This window comes from Pseudomonas salicis, from assembly GCF_057128705.1.
The window spans coordinates 453,393-476,044 of the sequence record NZ_JBSKHU010000006.1 but is presented as its reverse complement, the minus strand read 5'-3'; the positions used below and the strand labels follow the sequence as shown (position 1 = coordinate 476,044).

The 22,652-nt window shown below is 60.4% G+C and carries 20 protein-coding genes; 11 read left to right on the top strand and 9 right to left on the bottom strand.

Annotated features, from left to right (window positions below; translation table 11 throughout):
- Nucleotides 1-103 precede the first annotated feature (103 nt).
- Nucleotides 104-931, bottom strand: a complete 828-nt coding sequence (gene aroE, locus ACWKWE_RS23565; RefSeq protein ID WP_483851862.1) for a shikimate dehydrogenase — start codon at nucleotides 929-931, stop codon at nucleotides 104-106.
- A complete protein-coding gene (hemF, locus tag ACWKWE_RS23560; protein ID WP_166593904.1) occupies nucleotides 928-1,851 on the bottom strand; it encodes an oxygen-dependent coproporphyrinogen oxidase in 924 nt (307 codons plus the stop codon). The genes aroE and hemF overlap by 4 nt, the downstream gene beginning before the upstream one ends.
- Nucleotides 1,852-2,078: 227 nt before the next feature.
- Here hemF and ACWKWE_RS23555 point away from each other — a divergent pair, with 227 nt between their 5' ends.
- Nucleotides 2,079-3,056, top strand: coding sequence for an NADPH:quinone reductase (locus ACWKWE_RS23555; protein ID WP_166593905.1), 978 nt, complete (start codon nucleotides 2,079-2,081; stop codon nucleotides 3,054-3,056).
- Nucleotides 3,057-3,112: 56 nt separating this feature from the next.
- Here the strand turns inward: ACWKWE_RS23555 and tsaC are convergent, their stop codons facing one another.
- The 3 genes from tsaC to ACWKWE_RS23540 form a co-directional block, all read right to left on the bottom strand.
- Nucleotides 3,113-3,670 carry an L-threonylcarbamoyladenylate synthase type 1 TsaC gene (gene tsaC, locus ACWKWE_RS23550; RefSeq protein WP_166593906.1) on the bottom strand — a complete coding sequence of 186 codons (558 nt, stop codon included), beginning with the start codon at nucleotides 3,668-3,670 and terminating at the stop codon, nucleotides 3,113-3,115.
- Between the two features lie 39 nt (nucleotides 3,671-3,709).
- Nucleotides 3,710-4,822 carry a DNA-processing protein DprA gene (dprA, locus tag ACWKWE_RS23545; RefSeq protein WP_483851861.1) on the bottom strand — a complete coding sequence of 371 codons (1,113 nt, stop codon included), beginning with the start codon at nucleotides 4,820-4,822 and terminating at the stop codon, nucleotides 3,710-3,712.
- 124 nt (nucleotides 4,823-4,946) lie between these two features.
- Nucleotides 4,947-5,972: a LysM peptidoglycan-binding domain-containing protein gene (locus tag ACWKWE_RS23540; protein ID WP_166593908.1), complete on the bottom strand. Its 1,026-nt coding sequence runs from the start codon at nucleotides 5,970-5,972 to the stop codon at nucleotides 4,947-4,949.
- Nucleotides 5,973-6,120: 148 nt separating this feature from the next.
- On the opposite strand from ACWKWE_RS23540, the gene def reads away from it, so the two are divergent.
- The 5 genes from def to ACWKWE_RS23515 all read left to right on the top strand — a co-directional run bounded on the left by def (nucleotide 6,121) and on the right by ACWKWE_RS23515 (nucleotide 10,788).
- Complete coding sequence (gene def, locus ACWKWE_RS23535; RefSeq protein ID WP_401152422.1) at nucleotides 6,121-6,627, top strand: peptide deformylase; 507 nt, start codon at nucleotides 6,121-6,123, stop codon at nucleotides 6,625-6,627.
- A gap of 58 nt (nucleotides 6,628-6,685) precedes the next feature.
- A complete protein-coding gene (fmt, locus tag ACWKWE_RS23530) occupies nucleotides 6,686-7,645 on the top strand; it encodes a methionyl-tRNA formyltransferase (protein WP_483851860.1) in 960 nt (319 codons plus the stop codon).
- Entirely contained in the window at nucleotides 7,642-8,961 is a 1,320-nt protein-coding gene (gene rsmB, locus ACWKWE_RS23525) for a 16S rRNA (cytosine(967)-C(5))-methyltransferase RsmB (protein WP_483851859.1), read from the top strand. Before fmt ends, rsmB begins: the two co-directional genes overlap by 4 nt.
- Before the next feature lie 129 nt (nucleotides 8,962-9,090).
- The gene (gene trkA / locus ACWKWE_RS23520; RefSeq protein WP_166593912.1) at nucleotides 9,091-10,464 is read left to right on the top strand and encodes a Trk system potassium transporter TrkA; all 1,374 of its coding nucleotides are present in this window, start codon (nucleotides 9,091-9,093) and stop codon (nucleotides 10,462-10,464) included.
- A 33-nt stretch (nucleotides 10,465-10,497) separates the two neighbouring features.
- Complete coding sequence (locus ACWKWE_RS23515) at nucleotides 10,498-10,788, top strand: tetratricopeptide repeat protein (RefSeq protein ID WP_483851908.1); 291 nt, start codon at nucleotides 10,498-10,500, stop codon at nucleotides 10,786-10,788.
- 131 nt (nucleotides 10,789-10,919) lie between these two features.
- Here the strand turns inward: ACWKWE_RS23515 and ACWKWE_RS23510 are convergent, their stop codons facing one another.
- Nucleotides 10,920-11,807: a lysophospholipid acyltransferase gene (locus ACWKWE_RS23510; protein WP_166593914.1), complete on the bottom strand. Its 888-nt coding sequence runs from the start codon at nucleotides 11,805-11,807 to the stop codon at nucleotides 10,920-10,922.
- Nucleotides 11,808-12,006: 199 nt separating this feature from the next.
- Nucleotides 12,007-12,561: a DNA-3-methyladenine glycosylase I gene (locus ACWKWE_RS23505; protein WP_483851858.1), complete on the bottom strand. Its 555-nt coding sequence runs from the start codon at nucleotides 12,559-12,561 to the stop codon at nucleotides 12,007-12,009.
- An 82-nt stretch (nucleotides 12,562-12,643) separates the two neighbouring features.
- Here ACWKWE_RS23505 and glyQ point away from each other — a divergent pair, with 82 nt between their 5' ends.
- From glyQ to ACWKWE_RS23485, 4 genes are read left to right on the top strand one after another with little or no spacing between them, the layout of a single operon-like run.
- A complete protein-coding gene (gene glyQ / locus ACWKWE_RS23500; RefSeq protein ID WP_166593916.1) occupies nucleotides 12,644-13,591 on the top strand; it encodes a glycine--tRNA ligase subunit alpha in 948 nt (315 codons plus the stop codon).
- Nucleotides 13,588-15,642 (top strand): glycine--tRNA ligase subunit beta, encoded by a 2,055-nt coding sequence (gene glyS, locus ACWKWE_RS23495; protein ID WP_483851857.1) that lies wholly within the window; start codon nucleotides 13,588-13,590, stop codon nucleotides 15,640-15,642. The genes glyQ and glyS overlap by 4 nt, the downstream gene beginning before the upstream one ends.
- 16 nt (nucleotides 15,643-15,658) lie before the next feature.
- Complete coding sequence (gene gmhB, locus ACWKWE_RS23490) at nucleotides 15,659-16,210, top strand: D-glycero-beta-D-manno-heptose 1,7-bisphosphate 7-phosphatase (protein WP_483851856.1); 552 nt, start codon at nucleotides 15,659-15,661, stop codon at nucleotides 16,208-16,210.
- 56 nt (nucleotides 16,211-16,266) lie between these two features.
- On the top strand, nucleotides 16,267-17,037 hold the full coding sequence (locus tag ACWKWE_RS23485; RefSeq protein ID WP_166593919.1) for a lysophospholipid acyltransferase family protein: 771 nt from the start codon (nucleotides 16,267-16,269) through the stop codon (nucleotides 17,035-17,037).
- Between the two features lie 166 nt (nucleotides 17,038-17,203).
- On the opposite strand, the gene ACWKWE_RS23480 is transcribed toward ACWKWE_RS23485, so the two are convergent.
- Together ACWKWE_RS23480 and ACWKWE_RS23475 are read right to left on the bottom strand one after the other, a co-directional pair.
- Entirely contained in the window at nucleotides 17,204-18,409 is a 1,206-nt protein-coding gene (locus ACWKWE_RS23480; RefSeq protein ID WP_483851855.1) for an MFS transporter, read from the bottom strand.
- A 68-nt stretch (nucleotides 18,410-18,477) separates the two neighbouring features.
- The gene (locus tag ACWKWE_RS23475) at nucleotides 18,478-21,120 is read right to left on the bottom strand and encodes an MGH1-like glycoside hydrolase domain-containing protein (protein WP_483851854.1); all 2,643 of its coding nucleotides are present in this window, start codon (nucleotides 21,118-21,120) and stop codon (nucleotides 18,478-18,480) included.
- 272 nt (nucleotides 21,121-21,392) lie between these two features.
- On the opposite strand from ACWKWE_RS23475, the gene ACWKWE_RS23470 reads away from it, so the two are divergent.
- Nucleotides 21,393-22,508: an acyltransferase family protein gene (locus ACWKWE_RS23470; protein WP_483851853.1), complete on the top strand. Its 1,116-nt coding sequence runs from the start codon at nucleotides 21,393-21,395 to the stop codon at nucleotides 22,506-22,508.
- Nucleotides 22,509-22,652: the final 144 nt, after the last annotated feature.

Genomic DNA, 22,652 nt, shown 5'->3' with positions numbered 1-22,652 from the left:
CCGGTACATTCGACGCATCTCCGTCGCTTGTACCACCGTTTCGCGAATGAATTCGCTCCCACAGGGGGACACCGTTGGCAGGAATATTTATGACGGCTCGGGATCAGGCCTCGGCCATCAACCGCCGCAACTCCGCCAGTACTGGCGTCGAATCAGGGCGAACACCACGCCATACGTAGAATGCCTCTGCCGCCTGCTCCACCAACATCCCCAAACCGTCCACCGCCTGCCCGGCCTGATGCTCGGTCGCCCAACGGTAGAACGCGGTCGGCTCTTTGCCGTACATCATGTCGTAGCAAAACGTTTCGCCCGGCTGAATCAAGCTCGGCGCAATCGGTGGCAACTCACCCGCCAGGCTCGCTGACGTGGCATTGATGATCACGTCGAAGGGCTCTTCCAGCCAGTCATACCCGGCCGGCAAAACAGGTCCCAATTCGGCGAATTCCTTTGCCAATTGCTCGGCCTTTTCCACCGTACGATTGGCGATCACCAGCACGTAAGGCTCTTCCGCCAGCAATGGCGCCAGCGCACCACGCACCGCGCCACCGGCCCCTAGCAACAGGATGCGTTTGTCTTTGAGAGTGACGCCGTGGTTCACCGTCAGGTCTCGCACCAACCCGGCGCCGTCGGTGTTGTCGCCCAACAACGTGCCATCCACCTGAATCGCCAGCGTGTTCACGGCACCGGCGCGACGGCCGCGATCGGTCAGTTGATCCGCTAGTCGATACGCCTCTTCCTTGAACGGCACCGTGACGTTTGCGCCCTTGCCTGACTCGAAGAACTGTTTGGCGAACGCCGGGAAACCGTCCAGCGGCGCCAGCGCGGTCTGGTAATCCAGCGATTCGCCGGTCTGTTCCGCGAACAAGCGATGAATCAGTGGCGACTTGCTGTGAGCGATAGGGTTGCCGAAAACAACGTAGTGATCGGTCATGCTTGTGCTCCTTCGGCCAGCCAGTCGCGGTCTTGCAGGAAATACTCGGTCAGGCGCGCCTCTTCACTGCCCGGCGCGGCCTTCCAGTCGTAGCCCCAGCGCACTTGCGGCGGCAGCGACATGAGGATCGACTCGGTACGCCCGCCCGATTGCAGCCCGAACAGGGTGCCGCGGTCGTACACCAGGTTGAACTCCACGTAACGGCCACGGCGGAATTCCTGAAATTCGCGCTGCTGCGGCGTAAACGGCGTGGCCTTGCGGCGTTGAACGATCGGCAGGTACGCCTCAACAAAGGCATCACCGATGGCGCGCAGGAAGGCAAAGCTGGTGTCGAAATCCCATTCGTTCAAGTCATCGAAAAACAGGCCGCCGACGCCCCGGGGCTCGTTGCGGTGCTTGATGTGGAAATAGCGGTCGCACCAGGCTTTGTAACGCGGGTAGACGTCCGCTCCGAACGGCGCACAGGCCTGCTCGGCCACACGGTGCCAATGAACGCAGTCTTCCTCGACGCCGTAATAAGGCGTGAGGTCGAACCCGCCGCCGAACCACCAGACCGGCTCTTCGCCCTCTTTTTCAGCGATGAAGAAACGCACGTTGGCGTGTGAGGTCGGAACATGTGGGTTGTGCGGATGCATCACCAGCGACACGCCCAGCGCTTCGAAGCCGCGACCCGCGAGTTCCGGTCGATGAGCGCTGGCGGAAGGGGGCAAACCGGCGCCGAAGACGTGGGAGAAGTTGACCCCGCCTTTTTCGAACAGGCCACCGTTCTCGATCACGCGAGTACGACCACCGCCGCCCGCCGGACGCTCCCAGGCGTCTTCGACGAAGCGGCCGCTGCCGTCTTCTTGCTCCAGCGCGGCGCAGATCCGGTCTTGCAGGTCGAGCAGGTAGGCTTTGACGGCATCGGTGCGTGAGGACATGGGCGTACCTTGAAGTAACGTGTAACCGGTATTTTGAGCGTCGTTCCGCTTCTGGCGTGCATTCGGCAATGGCACCGCTGGCGTGAACGACATCCTGAAAGTGGCGCGTAGCATACACCGGCTCGCGCGCGGCCGCAGTTGACGAAGTCCGAGCGAAGGAGTCCGATAGAGCCCTTTCGCACCCACAGTTTTGTTCCAGCAGTTTCGATCCATGACGGAGAAAGCAAATGGCAAAGCGTATCCAGTTCCGCAGCCACGGCGGCCCTGAAGTCCTTGAATATGTCGATTTCGAACCGGCCAAACCGGGTCCAAAAGAAGTCGTCGTGCGCAACAAAGCGATTGGCGTCAACTTCATCGAAACCTATTTCCGCACTGGCCTGTATCCCGTCGCCTCGATGCCGTCGGGACTGGGAAATGAAGGTGCGGGCGTGGTCGAGGCCGTCGGCAGCGAAGTGACTCACGTCAAGGTGGGCGACCGTGTCGGTTACGGCACTGGCCAGTTGGGCAGCTACGCGGATCTGCACCTGACGCAAGGCGCCAACGTGGTGAAACTGCCGGACGACATCAGCTTCGAACAGGCCGCCGCGATCATGCTCAAGGGCCTGACCGTGCAGTACCTGTTCCGCCAGACGTATGAAATCCGTCCTGAAGAAATCATTCTGTTCCACGCGGCCGCCGGTGGCGTGGGCTCGATTGCCTGCCAATGGGCGGCTGCGCTGGGCGTGAAGCTGATCGGTACCGTCAGTTCTCCGGAAAAAGCCGCTGTCGCCAAGGCGAACGGCGCGTGGGAAGTGATCGACTACAGCAAGGAAGACGTGGCCAAGCGCGTGCTGGAGCTGACCGACGGTAAGAAAGTATCGGTGGTGTACGACGGCGTCGGCAAAGACACGTGGGAAACGTCGTTGGATTGCCTGGAGCTGCGCGGACTGCTGGTCAGCTTCGGCAATGCCTCGGGCGCGGTGTCGGGTGTGAACCTGGGGATTCTGGCGCAGAAAGGCTCGCTGTACGTGACCCGTCCGACCTTGGGCTCCTACGCCAACAGCCCGGAAGCCTTGCAGGCGATGGCGGATGAAGTGTTCGCGATGGTCACCAGTGGCAAGGTGAAGGTCGATGACATCAAGAAATACGCGTTGAAAGACGCAGCTCAGGCGCACACCGACCTGTCGGGTCGGCGCACCACGGGGTCGATCATTCTGGTGCCTTAACGCCGCTGGCTCTTGATCGTTCTTACGCTCCGCGTGAGAACGATCAGAGAATTGCCTCAGCCTGCACGCACCACTTCAGCTGTCACTAAATCCCGAATCACGCTCGGATTGCGGCGGCCGCCCAGTTCGCCGTTCAACACCATGTCCAGCTGTCCATGGAAATACTGCTCGATCCGCAAGCGGGAGCGGGCAGCCGGGCGGCCGGTGGGGTTGGCTGAGGTGGAGACCAGCGGGCCGGTGAGGGCGCACAGTTCGCGTACTTGCGGATGGTCGCTGACGCGTAGGGCCACGGTGTCGCGTCCGCCGGTGATCCAGTCGGGTAGCAGGCCCTGGTGCGGCACCAGCCAGGTGTTCGGGCCCGGCCAGGTGCTGGCCATGCGGTCGATCCACAGCTCTGGAAAGTCTTCGAACAGAAAGTCGAACTGACGGATGTTGTCGGCAATCAGGATCAGGCCCTTTTCCACAGGCCGCGCCTTGATCGCCAACAAACGGTACACCGCCTCGAAATCCCAAGGATCACAGCCCAAACCCCAGACCGCTTCGGTTGGATAGGCAATCACCGCCCCGGCACGAATTTCTTGTGCGGCTTGTTGCACACGCCAACTGCTGACCATCACTCGCTCTCCGAATAAACCCTGGTCGGCAGTTTAACCTCAGCGTGCCCGGGCAAACCATCGTCCCGCCTCACTCGCCACGCAACCGTCCAGCTCAAGCTCCGTCAGCGCCACCAGCACATTCGGCAGTGACCACCCGCTACTGGCAGCCAGCCCTTCGCTGGTATGCGGCGCAGCGTGCAGCAGCGCCAGCAGGGGATGGTCGGGCTTGACGGGGTTTTCCAGAGGCGCTTGAGCGGGCGCCAGGTTCTTCCAACCTTGCAAACCCTCAAGAATATGATCGACGGTTTCGACCAGCGTCGCGCCTTCCCGAATCAACTGATGACAGCCCCGCGCACCGGGATGATGGATCGACCCCGGAATGGCGTACACCTCGCGGCCTTGTTCCGCTGCCAGCCGCGCCGTGATCAGCGAACCACTGGCCACACTCGCTTCCACTACCAGCACGCCCAGCGATAGGCCGCTGATAATCCTGTTCCGACGCGGAAAGTTACTGGCATGAGGATCAGCATCCAACGGCAGCTCCGAAACCACCGCACCACCGTGAGCCACCATGTTCGCCGCGAGCTGACGGTGCCGCTGTGGATAAAGTTTTTCGATCCCCGTTCCCAAGACGCCAATTGTGGCGCCTTTAACGTCCAGTGCACCCTGATGAGCAGCCCCATCAATGCCCAACGCCAAGCCGCTTGTGACGACAAATCCGGCGCCCGCCAGGCTTCGTGCAAATGCGGCAGCGGTATCGAGCCCGGGTCGGGATGCACGCCGACTGCCGACCATTCCCAACTGTGGGCGATCAAGCAAAGCGCGATTACCGGCGACGAAAAGGAGTGGCGGCGGATCAGGAATTTCGGCCAGCAGGGCGGGGTAGTCCGGGTCGTCCCACATCAACAAATGCTGGCCCGGACGCTCTAGCCAGGCCAATGCGGCGCTCGCGCCATCGCGTACGGTTGGGTCGCGACGGGCGTCGGCACTGATCGCGGGCAGACGCAAAGAACGCCAGGCGGAGGCTGGCGCACTCAGGGCAGCAGAGGCGCTGCCGAAGGCATTGATGAGGGTCTGAAAACGCTTGCCACCAATTTCAGGCAAGCGATGGAGCCGCAGCCGCGCCTCCAGTTCGGCAGGCGACTGCCCCACTTTTTCGAACATCGGCATGAGATCTTCCTTGACCGGCGACCCACCTCAATAGGTGGGCCAACCTGTGGATAACTCTGTTGACAACGTTTAGATAAGTGAAGCATGCCGGTGGAAAAAAGTGTTTTAGAGCTGATACATAGGATTACGGATTGCGCACCCGGTCGTTGACCGCCAACGATCGGGTTGCGTGCAATACCATGCCGTAAGCGAGGTGGTTATAGGTGCGGAACACCATCAGCAGACCGGATCGCTCGTCGGGAATCTTTACCTGTTCGCCCGTGATGCGGTCACGGACGGTTTCACCCGCTTTGTAGATCGCCAACACGTTGCCATCGGACAGACCGTCCATCTTTCCGCGATCGAGGGTGACCACGTCGAACTCGCCGATCTGCGTCACACCCCGTGGCACGTCGATGATCGTGCCGCGAATTTCCTGCTGCGGCTCGCTTGGGACGAAGGTCGAGTTGATCGCACGCTCTTCGCTGACGAACAGGCGGTCACCCAGACGGACTTCCTGAGTGGAGCGCTGCATCTGCACGGTTGCGATGTCGCCTTCAGCCGCCACGATTTCACCACTGCCCACGTCGTCGGCATTAATGCCCAGCGGAACGTTGGTCTCTGGATCAAAGTAGGTCTTGCCCTTACGGAAGACCCCGTACGACACGTGGTCCGGGCTGAATTGGCCACGGGCGTAGATGCGGTCCCCGGCGCCACTGAGCACGCGCTCGCCGTTGCCAGCCACGATGTACGGGGCGGTTTCGAATTCTTCAGGGGTGTCGATGATGCGGTTGTTCAGCAGAAACGCGTTGATCGCGCCCAACGGGATGGTGGGAATCGCGTCGGCAATCGGCGTGCTACGCACACGCGGTGACAATTTGATGGTGCCGCGAGACTCGCCACGATTGGCGACGATCCTCGGTTGACCGTCCACGTAGATCAGCGTCAGGGTGTCGCCGGGGTAGATCAGATCCGGGTCGTGAACCTGCGGATTGGCTCTCCAGAGCTGCGGCCATTTCCATGGCTGACTGAGAAACTTGCCTGAAATGTCCCAAAGCGTGTCACCGGCGACAACGGTGTAGCGCTCTGGATGGCCTTCCTTGAGTTGTACTTGCGCCTGGACAAGGCCTGTCGCGGCCAACAGCAGCAGGGCGAGTAGTGATTTCCTCATGCGGTGAATCCCTTTATCATGTTGGCTTCGCGTGAAACGTGGAGTCTTGCGAGACTTCTGTTTTACAAGGGCTGCCCGCTTGTCTTGTAACGCCCCCAAGCCTAGCAGCCGATTTTGACTTTACCCTACAAGTGCATCTCTTACGTATATGGCCATTTTAAACATTCTCGAATTTCCCGATTCGCGCCTGCGTACCATCGCCAAGCCGGTGGCTGCTGTGGACGACGGCATTCGCCAGTTGGTCGACGACATGTTTGAAACCATGTACGAAGCGCCTGGCATCGGTCTGGCGGCGACGCAGGTTAACGTACACAAGCGCGTCGTTGTAATGGATCTCTCGGAAGACCGCAGCGAACCACGGGTTTTCATCAACCCGGAGCTGGAGCCGCTGACCGACGAGATGGACCAGTATCAGGAAGGCTGCCTGTCCGTTCCCGGTTTCTATGAGAACGTCGACCGTCCGCAGCGGGTCAAGGTCAAGGCGCTGGACCGCGACGGCCAGGCCTACGAACTGATTGCCGAAGGCCTGCTCGCCGTGTGCATCCAGCACGAGTGCGATCACCTCAACGGCAAGCTGTTCGTCGATTACCTGTCCACACTCAAGCGTGACCGGATCAAGAAAAAGCTGGAAAAACAGCACAAGCAGAACGCTTGATCCCTCACCCAAAAGGCCTCTTGCTGAGGCCTTTTCTTTTTTACACAACGAGAAGCCCATGACTGAGCCATTGCGCATCGTCTTCGCCGGCACCCCGGAATTCGCCGCCGAACACCTCAAAGCCCTGCTCGACAGCCCTTATGACGTGATCGCGGTCTACACCCAGCCTGATCGCCCGGCGGGTCGTGGCCAAAAGCTGATGCCAAGCCCGGTCAAGCAACTCGCCCTGCAACACGACATTCCCGTGCTTCAACCGCCGACCCTGCGCGCCCCCGAGGCCCAGGCCGACCTGGCCGCGCTCAAGCCGGACCTGCTGGTCGTTGTCGCCTACGGCCTGATCCTGCCTCAAGTGGTCCTCGACATCCCCCGTCTTGGTTGCATCAACAGCCACGCTTCGCTGCTGCCTCGCTGGCGCGGTGCGGCGCCAATTCAGCGCGCTGTGGAAGCGGGCGACGCCGAAAGTGGCGTGACCGTGATGCGTATGGAGGCAGGGCTGGACACCGGCCCGATGCTGCTCAAGGTCGTCACGCCCATTACGGACGAAGACACCGGCGGCACCTTGCATGATCGCTTGGCCGAACTTGGCCCGCCTGCTGTGGTGCAAGCCATTGCCGGTCTGGCTGAGGGCACGCTGGTGGGCGAAGTGCAGGATGACAGCCTCGCGACTTACGCTCACAAACTGAATAAAGATGAAGCGCGCATCGACTGGTCGCGTCCGGCCGATGAGCTGGAGCGACTGGTGCGTGCCTTCAATCCTTGGCCGATCTGCCACAGCACCCTCAACGGCGAAGCCTTGAAAGTTCTGGCCGCGCAAACCGCTGAAGGGCAGGGCGAGCCGGGTACGATTCTGAGCGCCAGCAAAGACGGCCTGATCGTGGCCTGTGGGCAACAGGCCCTGCGGCTGACCCGCCTGCAATTGCCGGGTGGCAAGCCGCTGGGGTTCGCCGACCTGTTCAACAGCCGTCGTGAGAAGTTCGCGACCGGGACCGTTTTGGGTCTCTCGGCTGACGCGTCATGAACCCGCGTCTGGCCGCCGCCAAGGCTTTGGCTGCCGTGCTCAGTGGCAAGGCTTCGCTGAACAGCTCGTTGCCCACGCAACTCGACAAGGTGGAAGATCGTGATCGCGGTCTGACGCAAGACCTGGCGTTTGGCACGGCGCGTTGGGAGCCTCGTCTGTCGGCGTTGGCGGCCAAGCTGCTGCAAAAGCCCTTCAAGGCAGCCGATAACGACGTTCAAGCGCTGCTGCTGGTGGGCCTCTATCAGCTGTTTTATTCGCGCATTCCCGCTCACGCCGCCATTGGCGAGACGGTCGGCTGCGCTGACAAACTGAAGAAACCGTGGGCCAAGGCGTTGCTCAATGCCGTGCTGCGCCGTGCCCAGCGCGAAGGCGAAGCGCTGTTGCTTGAGCTGGAACACGACCCCGTGGTCCGCACGGCGCACCCGCGCTGGCTGCAAAAAGCCTTGAAGGCCGCGTGGCCCGAGCATTGGGAAGCCATCTGCGCCGCGAACAACGCGCACCCGCCGATGATTCTGCGGGTCAATCGCCGTCACAAAACCCGCGAGCAATACCTGCAGCTGCTGCAAGACGCCAGCATCTCGGCCATTGCCAGCGCGTTCAGCCAGGACGGCATCGTGCTGACCGAACCCGGCGACGTCCGCTCGCTGCCGGGCTTCGCTGACGGCTGGATCAGCGTTCAGGACGAGGCCGCGCAACTGGCCGCCGACCTGCTGGAGCTGGCGCCGGGTCAGCGCGTGCTCGACGCGTGCTGCGCGCCGGGGGGCAAGACCTGCCATCTGCTGGAAGTGCAACCGGGCTTGTCCGGTGTCGTCGCGGTGGACCTTGAAGCCAAGCGCATGGTGCGTGTGAAAGAGAACCTCGACCGTCTCGGGCTGAGCGCCGAACTGATCGCCGCCGACGCCCGCGCCACCGATCAATGGTGGGACGGCAAGCCGTTCCAGCGCATCCTGCTCGATGCGCCGTGTTCGGCGACCGGTGTGATCCGTCGTCACCCGGACATCAAGCTGACCCGTCAGGCCGACGACATTCCGGCCTTGGCGACGCTGCAAGGCGAACTGCTCGACGCGCTGTGGCCGACGCTGCAAGTGGGCGGGATCTTGCTGTACGCAACCTGTTCGACGCTCCCGACTGAGAACACCGACGTGATCGACGCTTTCCTCGCCCGCACACCGGGCGCGCGCGAGCTAGACATCGCCGGTCAGCAAGGCAACCCGCCGCCGGGGCTGAAACAGCCGCACGGTCGGCAGTTGTTGGTGCAGGAGGGCGGGCACGACGGGTTTTATTACGCGAAGTTGATCAAGATTTCTGCGGGTTGAAATAAGACCTGTAGGAGTGAGCTTGCTCGCGATAGCAGTGTGTCAGGCGACAAATCTGTGACAGGCCTACCGTCATCGCGAGCAAGCTCACTCCTACAGCACTGTGCAGAATTCCTAAGGAGAGGCTGATTGAAAATCATCATTCTCGGTGCAGGTCAGGTCGGCGGCACGTTGGCTGAGCATCTGGCCAGCGAGGCGAATGACATCACCGTCGTGGACACCGACCCGGATCGCCTACGAGCGCTGGGCGACCGTCTGGACATTCGCACCATTCAGGGCCGCGGCTCGTTCCCCACCGTGCTGCGTCAGGCCGGGGCAGACGACGCCGACATGCTGGTCGCCGTGACCAGCAGCGACGAAACCAATATGGTCGCCTGCCAGGTCGCCTACACCCTCTTTCATACCCCGACCAAGATCGCCCGTGTGCGCGAGTCGGCGTACCTGACCCGCTCGGGCCTGTTCGACAACGACGCCATTCCGGTGGACGTGCTGATCAGCCCCGAACAGGTCGTCACCAACTACATCAAGCGCCTGATCGAATACCCGAGCGCGCTGCAAGTCATCGACTTCGCGGACGGCAAGGTTCAGCTGGTGGCCGTGAAAGCCTATTACGGCGGCCCGCTGGTGGGTCAGCAACTGCGCCAGTTACGCGCCCACATGCCGGAAGTCGATACACGCGTCGCGGCCATCTTCCGTCGTGATCGTCCGATCATTCCTCAAGGCGATACGGTGATTGAGGCCGACGATGAAGTCTTCTTCATCGCAGCGAAGGCGGACATTCGTGCGGTGATGGGCGAAATGCGCAAACTGGACGTCAGCTACAAGCGCATTGTCATCGCCGGGGGCGGGCAGATCGGCGAAAGACTGGCCGAGGCCATCGAAAACCGTTACCAGGTGAAGATCATCGAGATGAACCCGGCGCGTTGCCGCTACCTGTCGGACACCCTCGATAACACGGTGATCCTGCAAGGCAGCTCTTCGGACCGCGACCTGCTGATGGAAGAAAACATCGACAACGCTGACCTGTTCCTGGCGCTGACCAACGACGATGAGGCCAACATCATGTCCTCGCTGCTGGCCAAGCGGCTGGGGGCGAAGAAGGTCATGACCATCATCAATAACACGGCGTATGTGGACCTGGTGCAGGGCGGGGAGATCGACATCGCTGTCAGCCCGCAGTTGGCGACCATCGGCACGTTGCTGGCCCACGTGCGGCGCGGCGATATCGTCAGCGTGCATTCATTGCGGCGGGGTGCGGCGGAAGCCATCGAGATCGTGGCCCACGGCGACGCCAAGTCGAGCAAGGTGATTGGCAAGGCCATCATGCACATCAACCTGCCGCCCGGTACCACCATTGGCGCGATCACGCGTGCGGACAAAGTGCTGATCGCTCACGACAGCACGGTCATCGAATCCGGCGACCACGTGATCATGTTCCTTGTGGATAAAAAGCATATCCGCGACGTGGAACGGCTGTTTCAGGTCGGGTTGAGTTTTTTCTAAAGGAGGGTCTGCGTGCTCGAATCACTGGAAAAGATGCTCGCCAAGGGCATGGACAACGCCCTGCTGCGCTTCGGGCTGGGCAAGGGCTATCTCGATGCCGGGGATCATGCCAAGGCAGCGGAGCATTTGCAGCGCTGTGTCGAATTCGACCCGAAATACTCGGCGGCGTGGAAGCTGCTCGGCAAGGCCTGGCTCGCTTCAGGGGATCACGCAAAGGCTCGTCAGGCGTGGGAGCAGGGGATTCAAGCCGCGGTCGGCCATGATGACAAGCAGGCCGAGAAGGAAATGACGGTGTTTCTCAAAAAGCTGGATCGCGAGGCGTAACGCCATCCCAGATTGAAATGTGATCCCTGTAGGAGTGAGCTTGCTCGCGATAGCAGTGTGTCAGTTAGAGCATGTATGACAGTCATTGCGTGATCGCGAGCAAGCTCACTCCTACAGGGGGTTGCCCTGGGTCAATACCAGCGCTTCTCGCCCTCAGGTCGTTTCTTGAAGCGCTTCATCGTCCACATGTACTGGCTTGGATACGCCCGCACATACTTCTCCACGACCTTGCTCATCGCCGCCGCCGAGGTTTCGGTGTCGGTGCTGTACATGTCGTCTGGCGCGGCTTCCAGGACCACTTTGTAGCCCGAACCATCCTCCAGGCGCATCGCGTGCAGGAACACACCGACGGCCTTACCACCGGCCAGCATGTTCGGCACGAATTTGCTGGTCAGCGCCACCGTCCCACAGAACGGCACGAAGACACCCGCCGACTCTGCTGGCTCCGGGTCAGCCGGAATGCCCACCGAGCCACCTTTGCGCACTTCTTTGATGACGCTGAGAATGCCTTCCTTGGTCGATGCCGCGACGCGGTTACCCAATTGCACGCGCTGTTTGCGCAGCAGTTCATCCACCGCCTTGAGCTTTGGCGGGCGATAGAAAATGATCGGTTTGCACTGGCTGCAATAGAAGTGGTTCAGCACTTCCCAATTGCCGAGGTGGCTGGTGATGCCGACTACGCCTTTGCCGGAGGCCAGCGCGTCTTTCAGCACCTGTAGCCCTTCGACTTCGCGCACCAGATTGATCGATTTTTGCGCAGGCCAGATCCAGGCGCAGGCGCTTTCGGTCAGGGTCTTGCCGATGTCCATCAGGCTGCGACCGACCAACGCTTCAAGCTCCGTCGGGCTCAGCTCGGGAAAGCACTTGGAAAGGTTGATTCGCGCGACTTCGCGAGAGCGATTGGGCAGCTTCCACATCAACCAACCAATGCCGGTGCCCACCCACTGCACGGCGCGCCAAGGCAACAATGCAAACAATCGCAACGCCCCGACCATCATGGCGCCTTTGAACTTATCCACAGATCACTCCTGAATCGATGAGGCGGGCATTGTAACCATTCAGCACAAGCGTTCGCACAACGATGCACTGTCGCCCGCTGAGCTGAACGAACATCCCCTGTGGGAGCGAATTTATTCGCGATAGGCCGGTACAGCCGATGCATCTCTATCGCCTGGCAGATTTTTCGCGAATGAATTCGCTCCCACAGATGTTCATCTCTCACGCGTTAGCCAACTGCGCATACCGATCACAATCGGTCGTGTGGTCCATGACCATTCCGGTCGCCTGCATATAGGCATAACAGATGGTCGGCCCCACGAACGTGAACCCGGCTTTCTTCAACGCCTTGCTCATGGCCTCGGCCTCAGGCGTGATCGCCGGGACTTCACTGCGTCCCTGGAAGTGATTGATTTTGGGCTGCCCACCGACAAACGACCAGACAAACGCCGCCGGGTCTTCGAGGCGCAACCAGGCCTGTGCATTCTTGCGGGCGGCGTTGAGCTTGAGGCGGTTGCGAACGATGCCCGGTTCCAGCATCAATTCTTCGATTTCAGCGTCGGTCATGGCCGCGATGCGTCGCACGTCGAAGTCGAACATTACTTCGCGGTAGCGGGCGCGTTTCTTCAAAATGGTGATCCACGACAGGCCGGCCTGGAACCCTTCGAGCAATAGAAACTCGAACAGCTTCTGCGCGTCGCGCAACGGCACACCCCACTCATGGTCGTGGTAGTCCATATAAATCGGCTCTTCGTTGCACCAAAAGCAGCGTGGCATAGGGCTCCCAAGGGTGGAGGCGCTGCCGAATCGGGTATACTCCCGCTCTTTAAATCGCAGCCCCCCAGTACAGGTGAATTTCGTGAGCCAGCCTACGCCAGCCGTGCGTACCTTCCAAGACTTGATCCTCGCCCTCCAGCAATACTGGGCTGAGCAAGGTTGTGTGGTACTTCAGCCCTACGATATGGAAGTGGGCGCCGGCACTTTCCACACCGCCACGTTTCTGCGCGCCGTTGGCCCGGAAACCTGGAACGCCGCCTACGTACAACCGAGCCGTCGTCCTACCGATGGCCGTTACGGCGAGAACCCTAACCGCCTGCAGCACTACTACCAGTTCCAGGTGGTTCTGAAACCCAACCCGGACAACTTCCAGGAGCTGTACCTGGGTTCGCTGAAACACGTCGGCCTGGACCCGCTGGTCCACGACGTGCGCTTCGTCGAAGACAACTGGGAATCTCCAACCCTGGGCGCCTGGGGCCTGGGCTGGGAAATCTGGCTCAACGGCATGGAAGTCTCGCAGTTCACCTACTTCCAGCAAGTGGGCGGCATCGAGTGCTACCCGGTCACCGGCGAAATCACCTACGGCCTTGAGCGTCTGGCGATGTACCTGCAAGGCGTCGACTCGGTCTACGACCTGGTCTGGACCGACGGCCCGTTCGGCAAAGTGACCTACGGCGACGTGTTCCACCAGAACGAAGTGGAGCAATCGACCTACAACTTCGAACACGCCAACGTCGACAAACTGTTCGAACTGTTCGACTTCTACGAAAGCGAAGCGATGCGCCTGATCGAAGCCGAGCTGCCACTGCCGAGCTACGAAATGGTCCTCAAGGCCTCGCACACTTTCAACCTTCTGGATGCCCGTCGCGCGATTTCCGTGACTGCGCGTCAGCAATACATCCTGCGCGTACGCACCCTGGCCCGCTCCGTCGCCCAGGCGTACTTGATGGCCCGGGCCAAGCTTGGCTTCCCGATGGCCGCACCTGATATCCGCGACGAAGTGTTGGCGAAGCTGGAGGCTGCACAATGAGTGCTCAAGATTTCCTGGTTGAATTGGGCACCGAAGAACTGCCACCCAAAGCACTGAACACCCTGGCCGACGCGTTCTTGGCCGGTATCGAAAAAGGCCTGCAAGCCGCTGGTCTGACCTACAGCGCCAAGCAGGTGTACGCCGCGCCGCGCCGTCTGGCCGTACTGATCACCGAGCTGGCAACCCAACAGCCGGACCGCAGCGTCAATCTGGACGGCCCGCCACGTCAGGCGGCGTTCGACGCCGACGGCAATCCGACCCAGGCAGCTCTTGGCTTCGCCAAGAAGTGTGGCGTCGATTTGAGCGAAATCGATCAGAGCGGCCCGAAGTTGCGTTACAGCCAGAGCATCGCCGGTAAACCGACCGCGAGCCTGCTGCCAACCATCATCGAAGACTCGCTCAACGACCTGCCGATCCCGAAGCGCATGCGCTGGGGTGCGCGCAAGGAAGAGTTCGTGCGTCCGACCCAATGGCTGGTGATGCTGTTCGGTGACCAGGTCATCGATTGCACGATCCTCGCCCAGACCGCTGGCCGTGAATCCCGTGGCCACCGTTTCCATCACCCGGAAAGCGTGCGCATCACCTCGCCAGCGAACTACGCCAGCGACCTGCGTGCCGCTCACGTGCTGGCTGATTTCAACGAGCGTCGTGCGCTGATCAGCAAGCGTGTCGACGAACTGGCGACCCAACACGAAGGCACCGCCATCGTGCCGCCTGCGTTGCTGGACGAAGTGACCGCGCTGGTCGAGTGGCCAGTGCCACTGGTGTGCTCGTTCGAGGAGCGTTTCCTCGAAGTGCCGCAAGAAGCCCTGATCACCACCATGCAGGATAACCAGAAGTATTTCTGCCTGCTGGACGCTGAAGGCAAGCTGCTGCCGCGCTTCATCACGGTCGCCAACGTCGAGAGCAAAGACCCGTCGCAGATCGTCTTGGGTAACGAGAAGGTCGTTCGCCCACGCCTGACTGACGCCGAGTTCTTCTTTAAACAGGACAAGAAGCAGAAGCTGGAAACCTTCAACCAGCGCCTGCAGAACGTCGTGTTCCAGGCCCAGTTGGGCACCGTGTTCGACAAAGCCGAGCGCGTGTCGAAGCTGGCCGCGTTCATTGCGCCACGCATCGGTGGCGACGCCCAACGCGCGGGCCGTGCCGGTCTGTTGTCGAAGTGCGACCTGGCGACCGAGATGGTCGGCGAATTCCCTGAAATGCAGGGCGTGGCGGGTTACTACTACGCGCTGGCCGATGGCGAGCCGGAAGACGTCGCACTGGCACTGAACGAACAGTACATGCCACGTGGCGCAGGCGCTGAACTGCCAAGCACCCTGACCGGTGCGGCGGTGGCCATCGCTGACAAGCTCGACACCCTGGTCGGCATCTTCGGCATCGGCATGCTGCCAACCGGTAGCAAAGACCCGTACGCACTGCGTCGCGCCGCGCTGGGCATCCTGCGGATTCTGATCGAGAAGAAGCTGGATCTGGACCTGATCAAGACCGTGCAATTCGCCGTCACTCAGTTTGGCGCGAAGGTCAAACCGGCCGGACTGGCCGAGCAAGTGCTGGAGTTCATCTTCGACCGCCTGCGTGCGCGTTATGAAGACGAAGGCGTCGATGTCTCGGTCTACCTGTCGGTCCGTGCCCTGCAACCAGGCTCGGCGCTGGACTTTGACCAGCGCGTGCAAGCCGTTCAGGCGTTCCGCAAGTTGCCGGAAGCCGCTGCACTGGCCGCCGTGAACAAGCGCGTTTCGAACCTGCTGAGTAAGGCTGAGGGCACCATTGCTCAGACCCTCGAGCCGAAATACTTCGATAACGCCAACGAGTTCTCGCTGTACTCGGCGATTCAGCAGGCAGACCAGGCCGTCGCGCCAATGTCTGCCAACCGTCAGTACAACGAAGCGCTGGCCCGTCTGGCAGCACTGCGCGAGCCGGTGGACGCCTTCTTCGAGGCCGTGATGGTCAACGCCGAAGACGCCAGCGTGCGCGCCAACCGTTATGCGTTGCTGGCGCGTCTGCGCAATCTGTTCCTCGGCGTCGCTGACATCTCCCTGTTGGGCTAACGCCGGAGCGCATGATTTGAAACTGCTGATTCTCGATCGGGACGGGGTGATCAACGAAGACTCCGACGCTTACATCAAGTCGGTGGAGGAGTGGATTCCGATTCCCGGCTCGATCGAGGCCATCGCGCAGTTGAGCAAGGCGGGCTGGACCGTGGCCGTGGCCACCAACCAGTCCGGTATTGCTCGCGGTTATTACGACCTCGCCATGCTGGACGCCATGCACGCCCGTTTGCGCGCACTGGTGGCGGCGCAGGGCGGCGAAGTCGGCCTGATCGTTTATTGTCCGCATGGCCCGGACGCGGGGTGCGATTGCCGCAAGCCCAAGCCGGGCATGCTGCGCAACATTGCCAACCATTACGCCGTGGACCTTCGCGGAATCTGGTTCGTCGGCGACAGCAAGGGTGACCTGGAGGCGGCGGTGACCGTCGACTCTCAACCTGTTCTGGTCATGACCGGCAAAGGACACAAGACGCGGAGCAACCCGTTGCCCGCAGGAACGTTGATTTTTGACGATCTGGCGGCGGTTGCCGCAAAACTTATTCACAACAGCGCATCAACGAACGACTGACCGGTCGTCCAACGGTACGCTCCATCCGGGCACTGCCCGTAACGGTAAAAGCAGCTATGTCGATAGTGCAGGCCATCAGGATCTTCATCTTTTACCTGCTGCTGGGCACCACTGCCCTGCTATGGTGCTCGCTGAGTTTCTTCGTTGCGCCTTTTCTGCCTTTCCGCGTTCGTTATCGCTTCATCAACGTGTATTGGTGTCGCTGTGCGGTCTGGCTGACGAAGGTGTTCCTTAACATCAAGGTCAACGTCACCGGCCAGGAAAACGTGCCAAAGACGCCGTGCGTGATCGTGTCCAATCACCAGAGCACGTGGGAGACTTTCTTCCTGTCGGCGCATTTCCAGCCCCTGAGCCAGGTGCTCAAGCGTGAACTGCTGTACGTGCCGTTCTTCGGCTGGGCGATGGCGATGCTTCGCCCTATCGCCATTGACCGTAACAACCCTAAGGCCGCGCTCAAGGTGGTGGCCAAGAAGGGTGACGAACTGCTCAAGGACGGCGTGTGGGTACTGATTTTCCCGGAAGGGACGCGGGTGCCTTACGGCCAGATCGGCAAGTTCTCACGCAGCGGCTCGGCCATGGCAGTAAATGCTGAATTACCGGTCCTGCCCATCGCCCATAACGCGGGCAGGTATTGGCCAAAAGAAGGGTGGGCCAAGAAGCCCGGCACCATCGAAGTAGTGATTGGTGAGCCGATGTATGCAGAAGGCACTGGCCCGCGGGCGATTGCCGCGCTGAATGATCGGGTGTCCGCCTGGAACGAGGCGACACAGAAGGCGCTAGGCTCGCCTGTCATGCCAGCGCCCACACCGGAAAAATCACCGGCGTGAATTGTGGATAACCTGTGCACCAAATGTGTGAAATTTTTGAGAATCGTCCGTAACCTCATGATTTGGTTGCTTATTTCCAGAGGCGATGATCGAACCAAAAACGTGCATAAGTTTTTTCTGACAGACATTTTTTACGCTTGAAAACATCGGTCTTGAGCCTTCACGGTCAAGACCGATGTCGTTTTGACGCGAGTGTTTTTGGCGTGGATATCCACAGATTGCAAAGCGCCGCCATTCCGATCAAAACCAGACCTCCGCAAGCTGCCGCAACGAACCCCATCGCAGGGGAAAGGCTGTCGATGGCGAAGCCAACGAGCGGGGCGGACAGTGTCTGGCCTATTCGATACGCCGAGTCATGCAGCCCCATCACTTCGCCTCGCACATCCGAAGGCGCCAGTTTAGCGACAGCTTCCGATCCCGCTGCCAGCGTAGGCGTGCACAACAGATTGGTGGGCAACAGCGCCAGCATCAGCCACCACCAGACTTGATCGAACAGCGCCACCGGCAGCAGCAGCAAACTCATCGCCAACGCCAGTCGGGTTTGGGACCACGACCGCCGAACAATGCCATGGACAAATCCGCCCGTGATCGATGCTACGGACATGGCCGCGATCACATACCCCGTAAACGCGATTTCGCCATTGCTGCGCAGCACAGCAATCAGCGCCAGCTCAGTCCCGTAGAGCACAAACAACGCCGCCGCACTGACAAACATTGCAGACAGCAGCGGGCCGCTCATCCACGTCCTCAACTTGGGTCGGACACGCTGTATCTTCTGAGCGGCTTCGTCGAGAGAACGCGTAGGCCAGTTCAGCTTGTACAGCACAATGTACGAAATGGCCCGCCACACGCCGATACCAATGATGGTCGCTGTGGCCGAGTAGGACGTGATCAGGAGAATGCCGGTGGCAGGCGCAATGACGAAGCCCAGCTCCATCAACATCATGTTCAGCGAATACGCCGGGCGACGCTGGTCTTCAGGCACCAGGCTGGCCACGAACTGACGGGCCAGCGAACCCGTTGGCACCGTGAACATGCCAGCAATAAAAGCCAGACAGACATAGACGGGGTAACTCGCCAGCGGCAGGCCCAGCCACGCGACGGTGGATATCGTGCCGCTAACGGCCACCACCGGGCGCAGACCGTGGGAATCGATCTTGCGCCCCAACAGCGGCGAGCCCACGGCAAACCCCAACGCCGTGGCGGTCGCGACGACACCGGCATCGAAATAACTGCGCCCCATTTCATTCAGCACATGCAGGCTGAGCGTGAGGGTCATGATCGTCAGCGGCAAGCCGGCGACAAACATGAACAGCGTCGCTGGCAACACCCGAGGGATGGCCAACACTTTCTGGTACTTGCGAAACGACATCCGGTTATCGCTCCTTTAACCCCGTCCCTGTCCTGATACAGCGCCTCTCACCGAATCAGCCGGCGAGTTTATGCCTTTGGTTGAAGCAGAAGGGCCACCAGCGCGCTCCAGCCCGTCTGGTGTGATGCCCCAAGGCCACGGCCGTTTTCGCCGTGGAAGTATTCGTGAAACAACACGAGATCCCGACTCTGCGGGTCTATTTCAAGCTGTGGATAACCGGCCATGGAAGGCCGGTTGCCTTCTTCGTCGCGTAGGAAAAGTCTGTTTATGCGGTGGCTGAGTCCGTCAGCCACTTCGTCGAGCGAGGCCAGATACCCTGAGCCGCTGGGGTATTCGACCGAAAAGTTCTCGTCGTAATAGCGATGAAACTCACGCAACGATTCGATCAGCATGTAGTTCAAGGGCATCCACACCGGCCCCCGCCAGTTGGAGTTGCCGCCGAACAGACGGGAGTTCGACTCCGCCGGTTCATAATCCGCCGACAGTGTGTTGCCGTTGATCTTCATGCTGAATGGGGTTTCGCCGTAGTACCGAGACAACGAGCGGATGCCGTGGGGCGACAGAAATTCGCTTTCATCGAGCATGCGTTTGATCAGGTCTTTGGTGCGTTGGCCGCGCAACAGCGCCAGCAGCAACCGATTGCCTTTGCCCGGTTCGGTCCAGCGTGAGACCAACGCCGCCAGATCAGGCCGGTGATGCAGAAAACCCAGCAACCGTTCACGCAGGCCTTTCAGGCCTTCATGTTCGCGCTGCTCCAACACGCGGACGGCGAACAGCGGGATCAAGCCCACAAAGGAACGCAGTTTCACGGACTCACGCACGCCATCCGGCCGGTGCAACACGTCGTAGAAAAAGCCGTCCTGATCGTTCCACAGGCCTTCCACTTCGTCCTTATCGACTTCGTTGATCGCGCCAGCGATATAAAGGAAGTGTTCGAAGAACTTCACCGCAATGTCGACGTACACCTCATTGTGCTGCGCGAGCTCCAACGCGATTCGCATCAAGTCCAGCGCGTAACCCGCGACCCACGCCGTGCCATCCGCCTGATCGAGCTGATAACCGGGGGCGAGGGCGGCCGAGCGGTCGAACAGACCGATGTTGTCCAACCCGAGGAATCCACCCTGAAAGATGTTGTGGCCCTCGGCGTCCTTGCGATTGACCCACCAGGAAAAATTCAGCAGCAGCTTGTGGAAAACCTTTTCAAGAAACACCCCGTCGCCTTGCCCTTTTTGCGCCTTCTCCATCTGGTACACGCGCCACGACGCCCAGGCATGAACGGGCGGGTTGGCGTCGTCGAAACGCCATTCGTAAGCGGGCAACTGGCCGTTGGGGTGCATGAAGCGGTCTTTGACCAACAGCAGCAGTTGATCCTTAGCGAAATCGACGTCGATCAAGGCGAAGGCCACGGCCTGAAATGCCAGGTCCCACGAGGCGTACCACGGGTATTCCCACTTGTCGGGCATCGAGACGATGTCGAAATTGCACAGGTGGCGCCATTGGTTATTGCGAATGTGCGAACGCCCTTCAGGTAAAGGGGGTAGTCCGGGGTCACCCGCGAGCCACGCCTTGACGTCGAAGTAATACAGCTGCTTCGACCAGAGCAGCCCGGCCAGCGCCTGACGCTGAACATTGCGGGCGTCGACGTCTTCGAGCTTGTGCTGCAAGGCGCCGTAGAATTCGTCGGCTTCCCTGCGACGTTGGTCGAAGAGCGCGCGGGCATTCACGTGGGCTGAACCGGCGGGCGCAAACCGGAGGTACACCGCTTGGGAGGCGCCGCCTTCCAGCGTCAGGACGAAATGAGCGGCGGCCTTGGTACCCAAGTCTCGATGAATCGCGTCCGGGTTTGCGCCAATCAGCCAGTCATTAATGCCGTCTTTGAACGGGCCGGCTTCAGGACGACCGAACAGCTTCGGCGCATTGGTGCGGTTCTCGCAAAAGACCCACTCGGCCGTTTCATGCCCCCAGGCCGTGGCTTCTCTCGCGGACGCCTTGGGATGCCGAGCGGTCACCACGTTATCCACACGCGACAGGGCAGGGCGGTCGACCTCGTCGCCCCAACTCCAGATGTCCCGCGCCCAGAGTTGCGGCAGGACGTGCAAACGCGCCTGCCGATCCGAGCGGTTGACCACGGTAACCCGCATGAAGATGTCATCGGGCGTGTGTTTGGCGTATTCGACGCTGACGTCGAAGTAGTGGTTGTCGTTGAACACGCCGGTGTCGAGCACTTCGTATTCAGGGTCGTCCAGCCCTCGACGCCCGTTTTCTTCCACCAGATCGCTATAAGGGAAAGCAGCGTGAGGGTACTTGTAGAGCATGCGCATGTAGGCGTGGCTCGGCACGCCATCGACGTGGAAATACAGCTCTTTCACGTCTTCGCCATGGTTGCCTTCCGCGTTGTTCAGGCCGAACAAGCGTTCCTTCAGAATGGGGTCACGCTCGTTCCACAGCGCCAGCCCGAGACACCAGTGCTGGGCCTTGTCGGAAAAACCTGCCAAGCCATCTTCGCCCCAGCGATACACCCGGCTGCGAGCATGATCGTGGGGGAAAAAAGCCCACGCATCACCGTCTGCGCTGTAGTCCTCGCGCACCGTGCCCCATTGCCGGTCGCTCAGGTACGGCCCCCATTCGCGCCACTGCTCGGCAGTCTCGCCTTGCAGTCGCAGCCCTTCGGTGGTGTGCAGCGGTGTCGCATTGGCAGAGTCGGCAGGCATGTTCACTTCCAGAATTAACGCCGTGGAAACGGCTGGAAACCGGCGCAGGATGCAGAGAAATCTATCGCGCCGCAGCTTTGGTCAATATTTTGGCAACCGGGTTATTCACAGGCCGATTAGTGATGGCAATTAGACGCTGTACACGGTCGGCGTATGGTTTCAACGTGGGATACGCCTATGGCCCCTTCGGTGTTGCGCCAGTCTCTCTGCGCAACGCATCACAGCGGTGAATGGATCGAAACGTGGTTGCTCGTTTAACGGGCGGAGGCGGTATGAATACATTGGGTGATCTGGCGTCCAGACGGAACAACAATTTCAACCTGATCAGGATGCTCGCCGCCACTGCCGTGCTGATTTCGCACAGTTACCCACTGTCGCAGGGCAGCACGGCGGTTGAGCCTTTGTCCGGTTGGCTGGGCCTCTCGCTGGGCGAATTGGCCGTGATCACCTTCTTCTGCGTGTCAGGTTTTTTCATTTCGCTGAGCCGTGACCGCGCCCCCGGCACGATTGATTTTGTCTCTGCGCGATTCCTGCGCATCTACCCCGGGCTGACGCTGGTGCTGTTGATTAGCGTGTTTCTGATCGGCCCGGTCTTTACGACACTCGGCACGCAAGATTATTTCCGCTCGGGCGCAATATACGGTTACCTGAGCCACAACCTGACGCTGTTCAGCATGCAGTTTCAATTGCCGGGGCTGTTCGAAGATAACCCATGGCCTGGCATCAATGGCTCGCTGTGGACGCTGTTCTACGAGGTGATGTTGTACGTGCTGGTCGGCGGTTTAGGGGTGTTCGTCTGCTATGGGCAGAATCGTCGCTTCGCCGTGTTTCTGCTGGTGTACGCGATTGCTTATGTCGCGTTCAAAGTGCTGTCGGCCAGTACCACGCTGCTGGCGGACATGCACCGCCTGCAATACTTCTTCACGTGGGGTTTGCCGTTCGTACTGGGCATGTCGCTGTACCGCTATCGGCAGCACATCCCGCACCGCTTCATTTGGTTTGTGCCGCTGGCTGCGCTGGCGGTCGGGTCTTACAAAACGCCATATTTCAGCGAGTGTTTCGTGCTGGCCTGGACCTACCTGATCTTCTATCTCGGCTTCGCGACCCACCCGCTGATCGACCGCTACAACCGGTTGGGCGATTACTCGTACGGCGTCTACATTTATGCGTTTCCGGTGCAAGAAATTCTTGCTCATCAGTTCAAGGGCATCGGGCCGGTGACCATGATGCTGGTGGCGTTCCCGATTGTGCTGGCGGCGGCGGTGTTCTCGTGGCACTTCATCGAGAAACCGGCGATGGCGCGACGGCATGCGTTGGCTGCGCACATCACCCATTCGTTCAGCGGCCTGAAAGCGTATTGGGCGGCGATGGGAAAAGGCACGGCGTAAAACGCAAAAAAACCCCGGACGATGTAAATCGACCGAGGTTTTTGACGAAGAGCATTGGGCACTGTAGGAGCGAATTCATTCGCGAAAAATCGTTCGGGCGATAGAGATGTGTGTCCCTACCGACCAATCGCGAATAAATTCGCT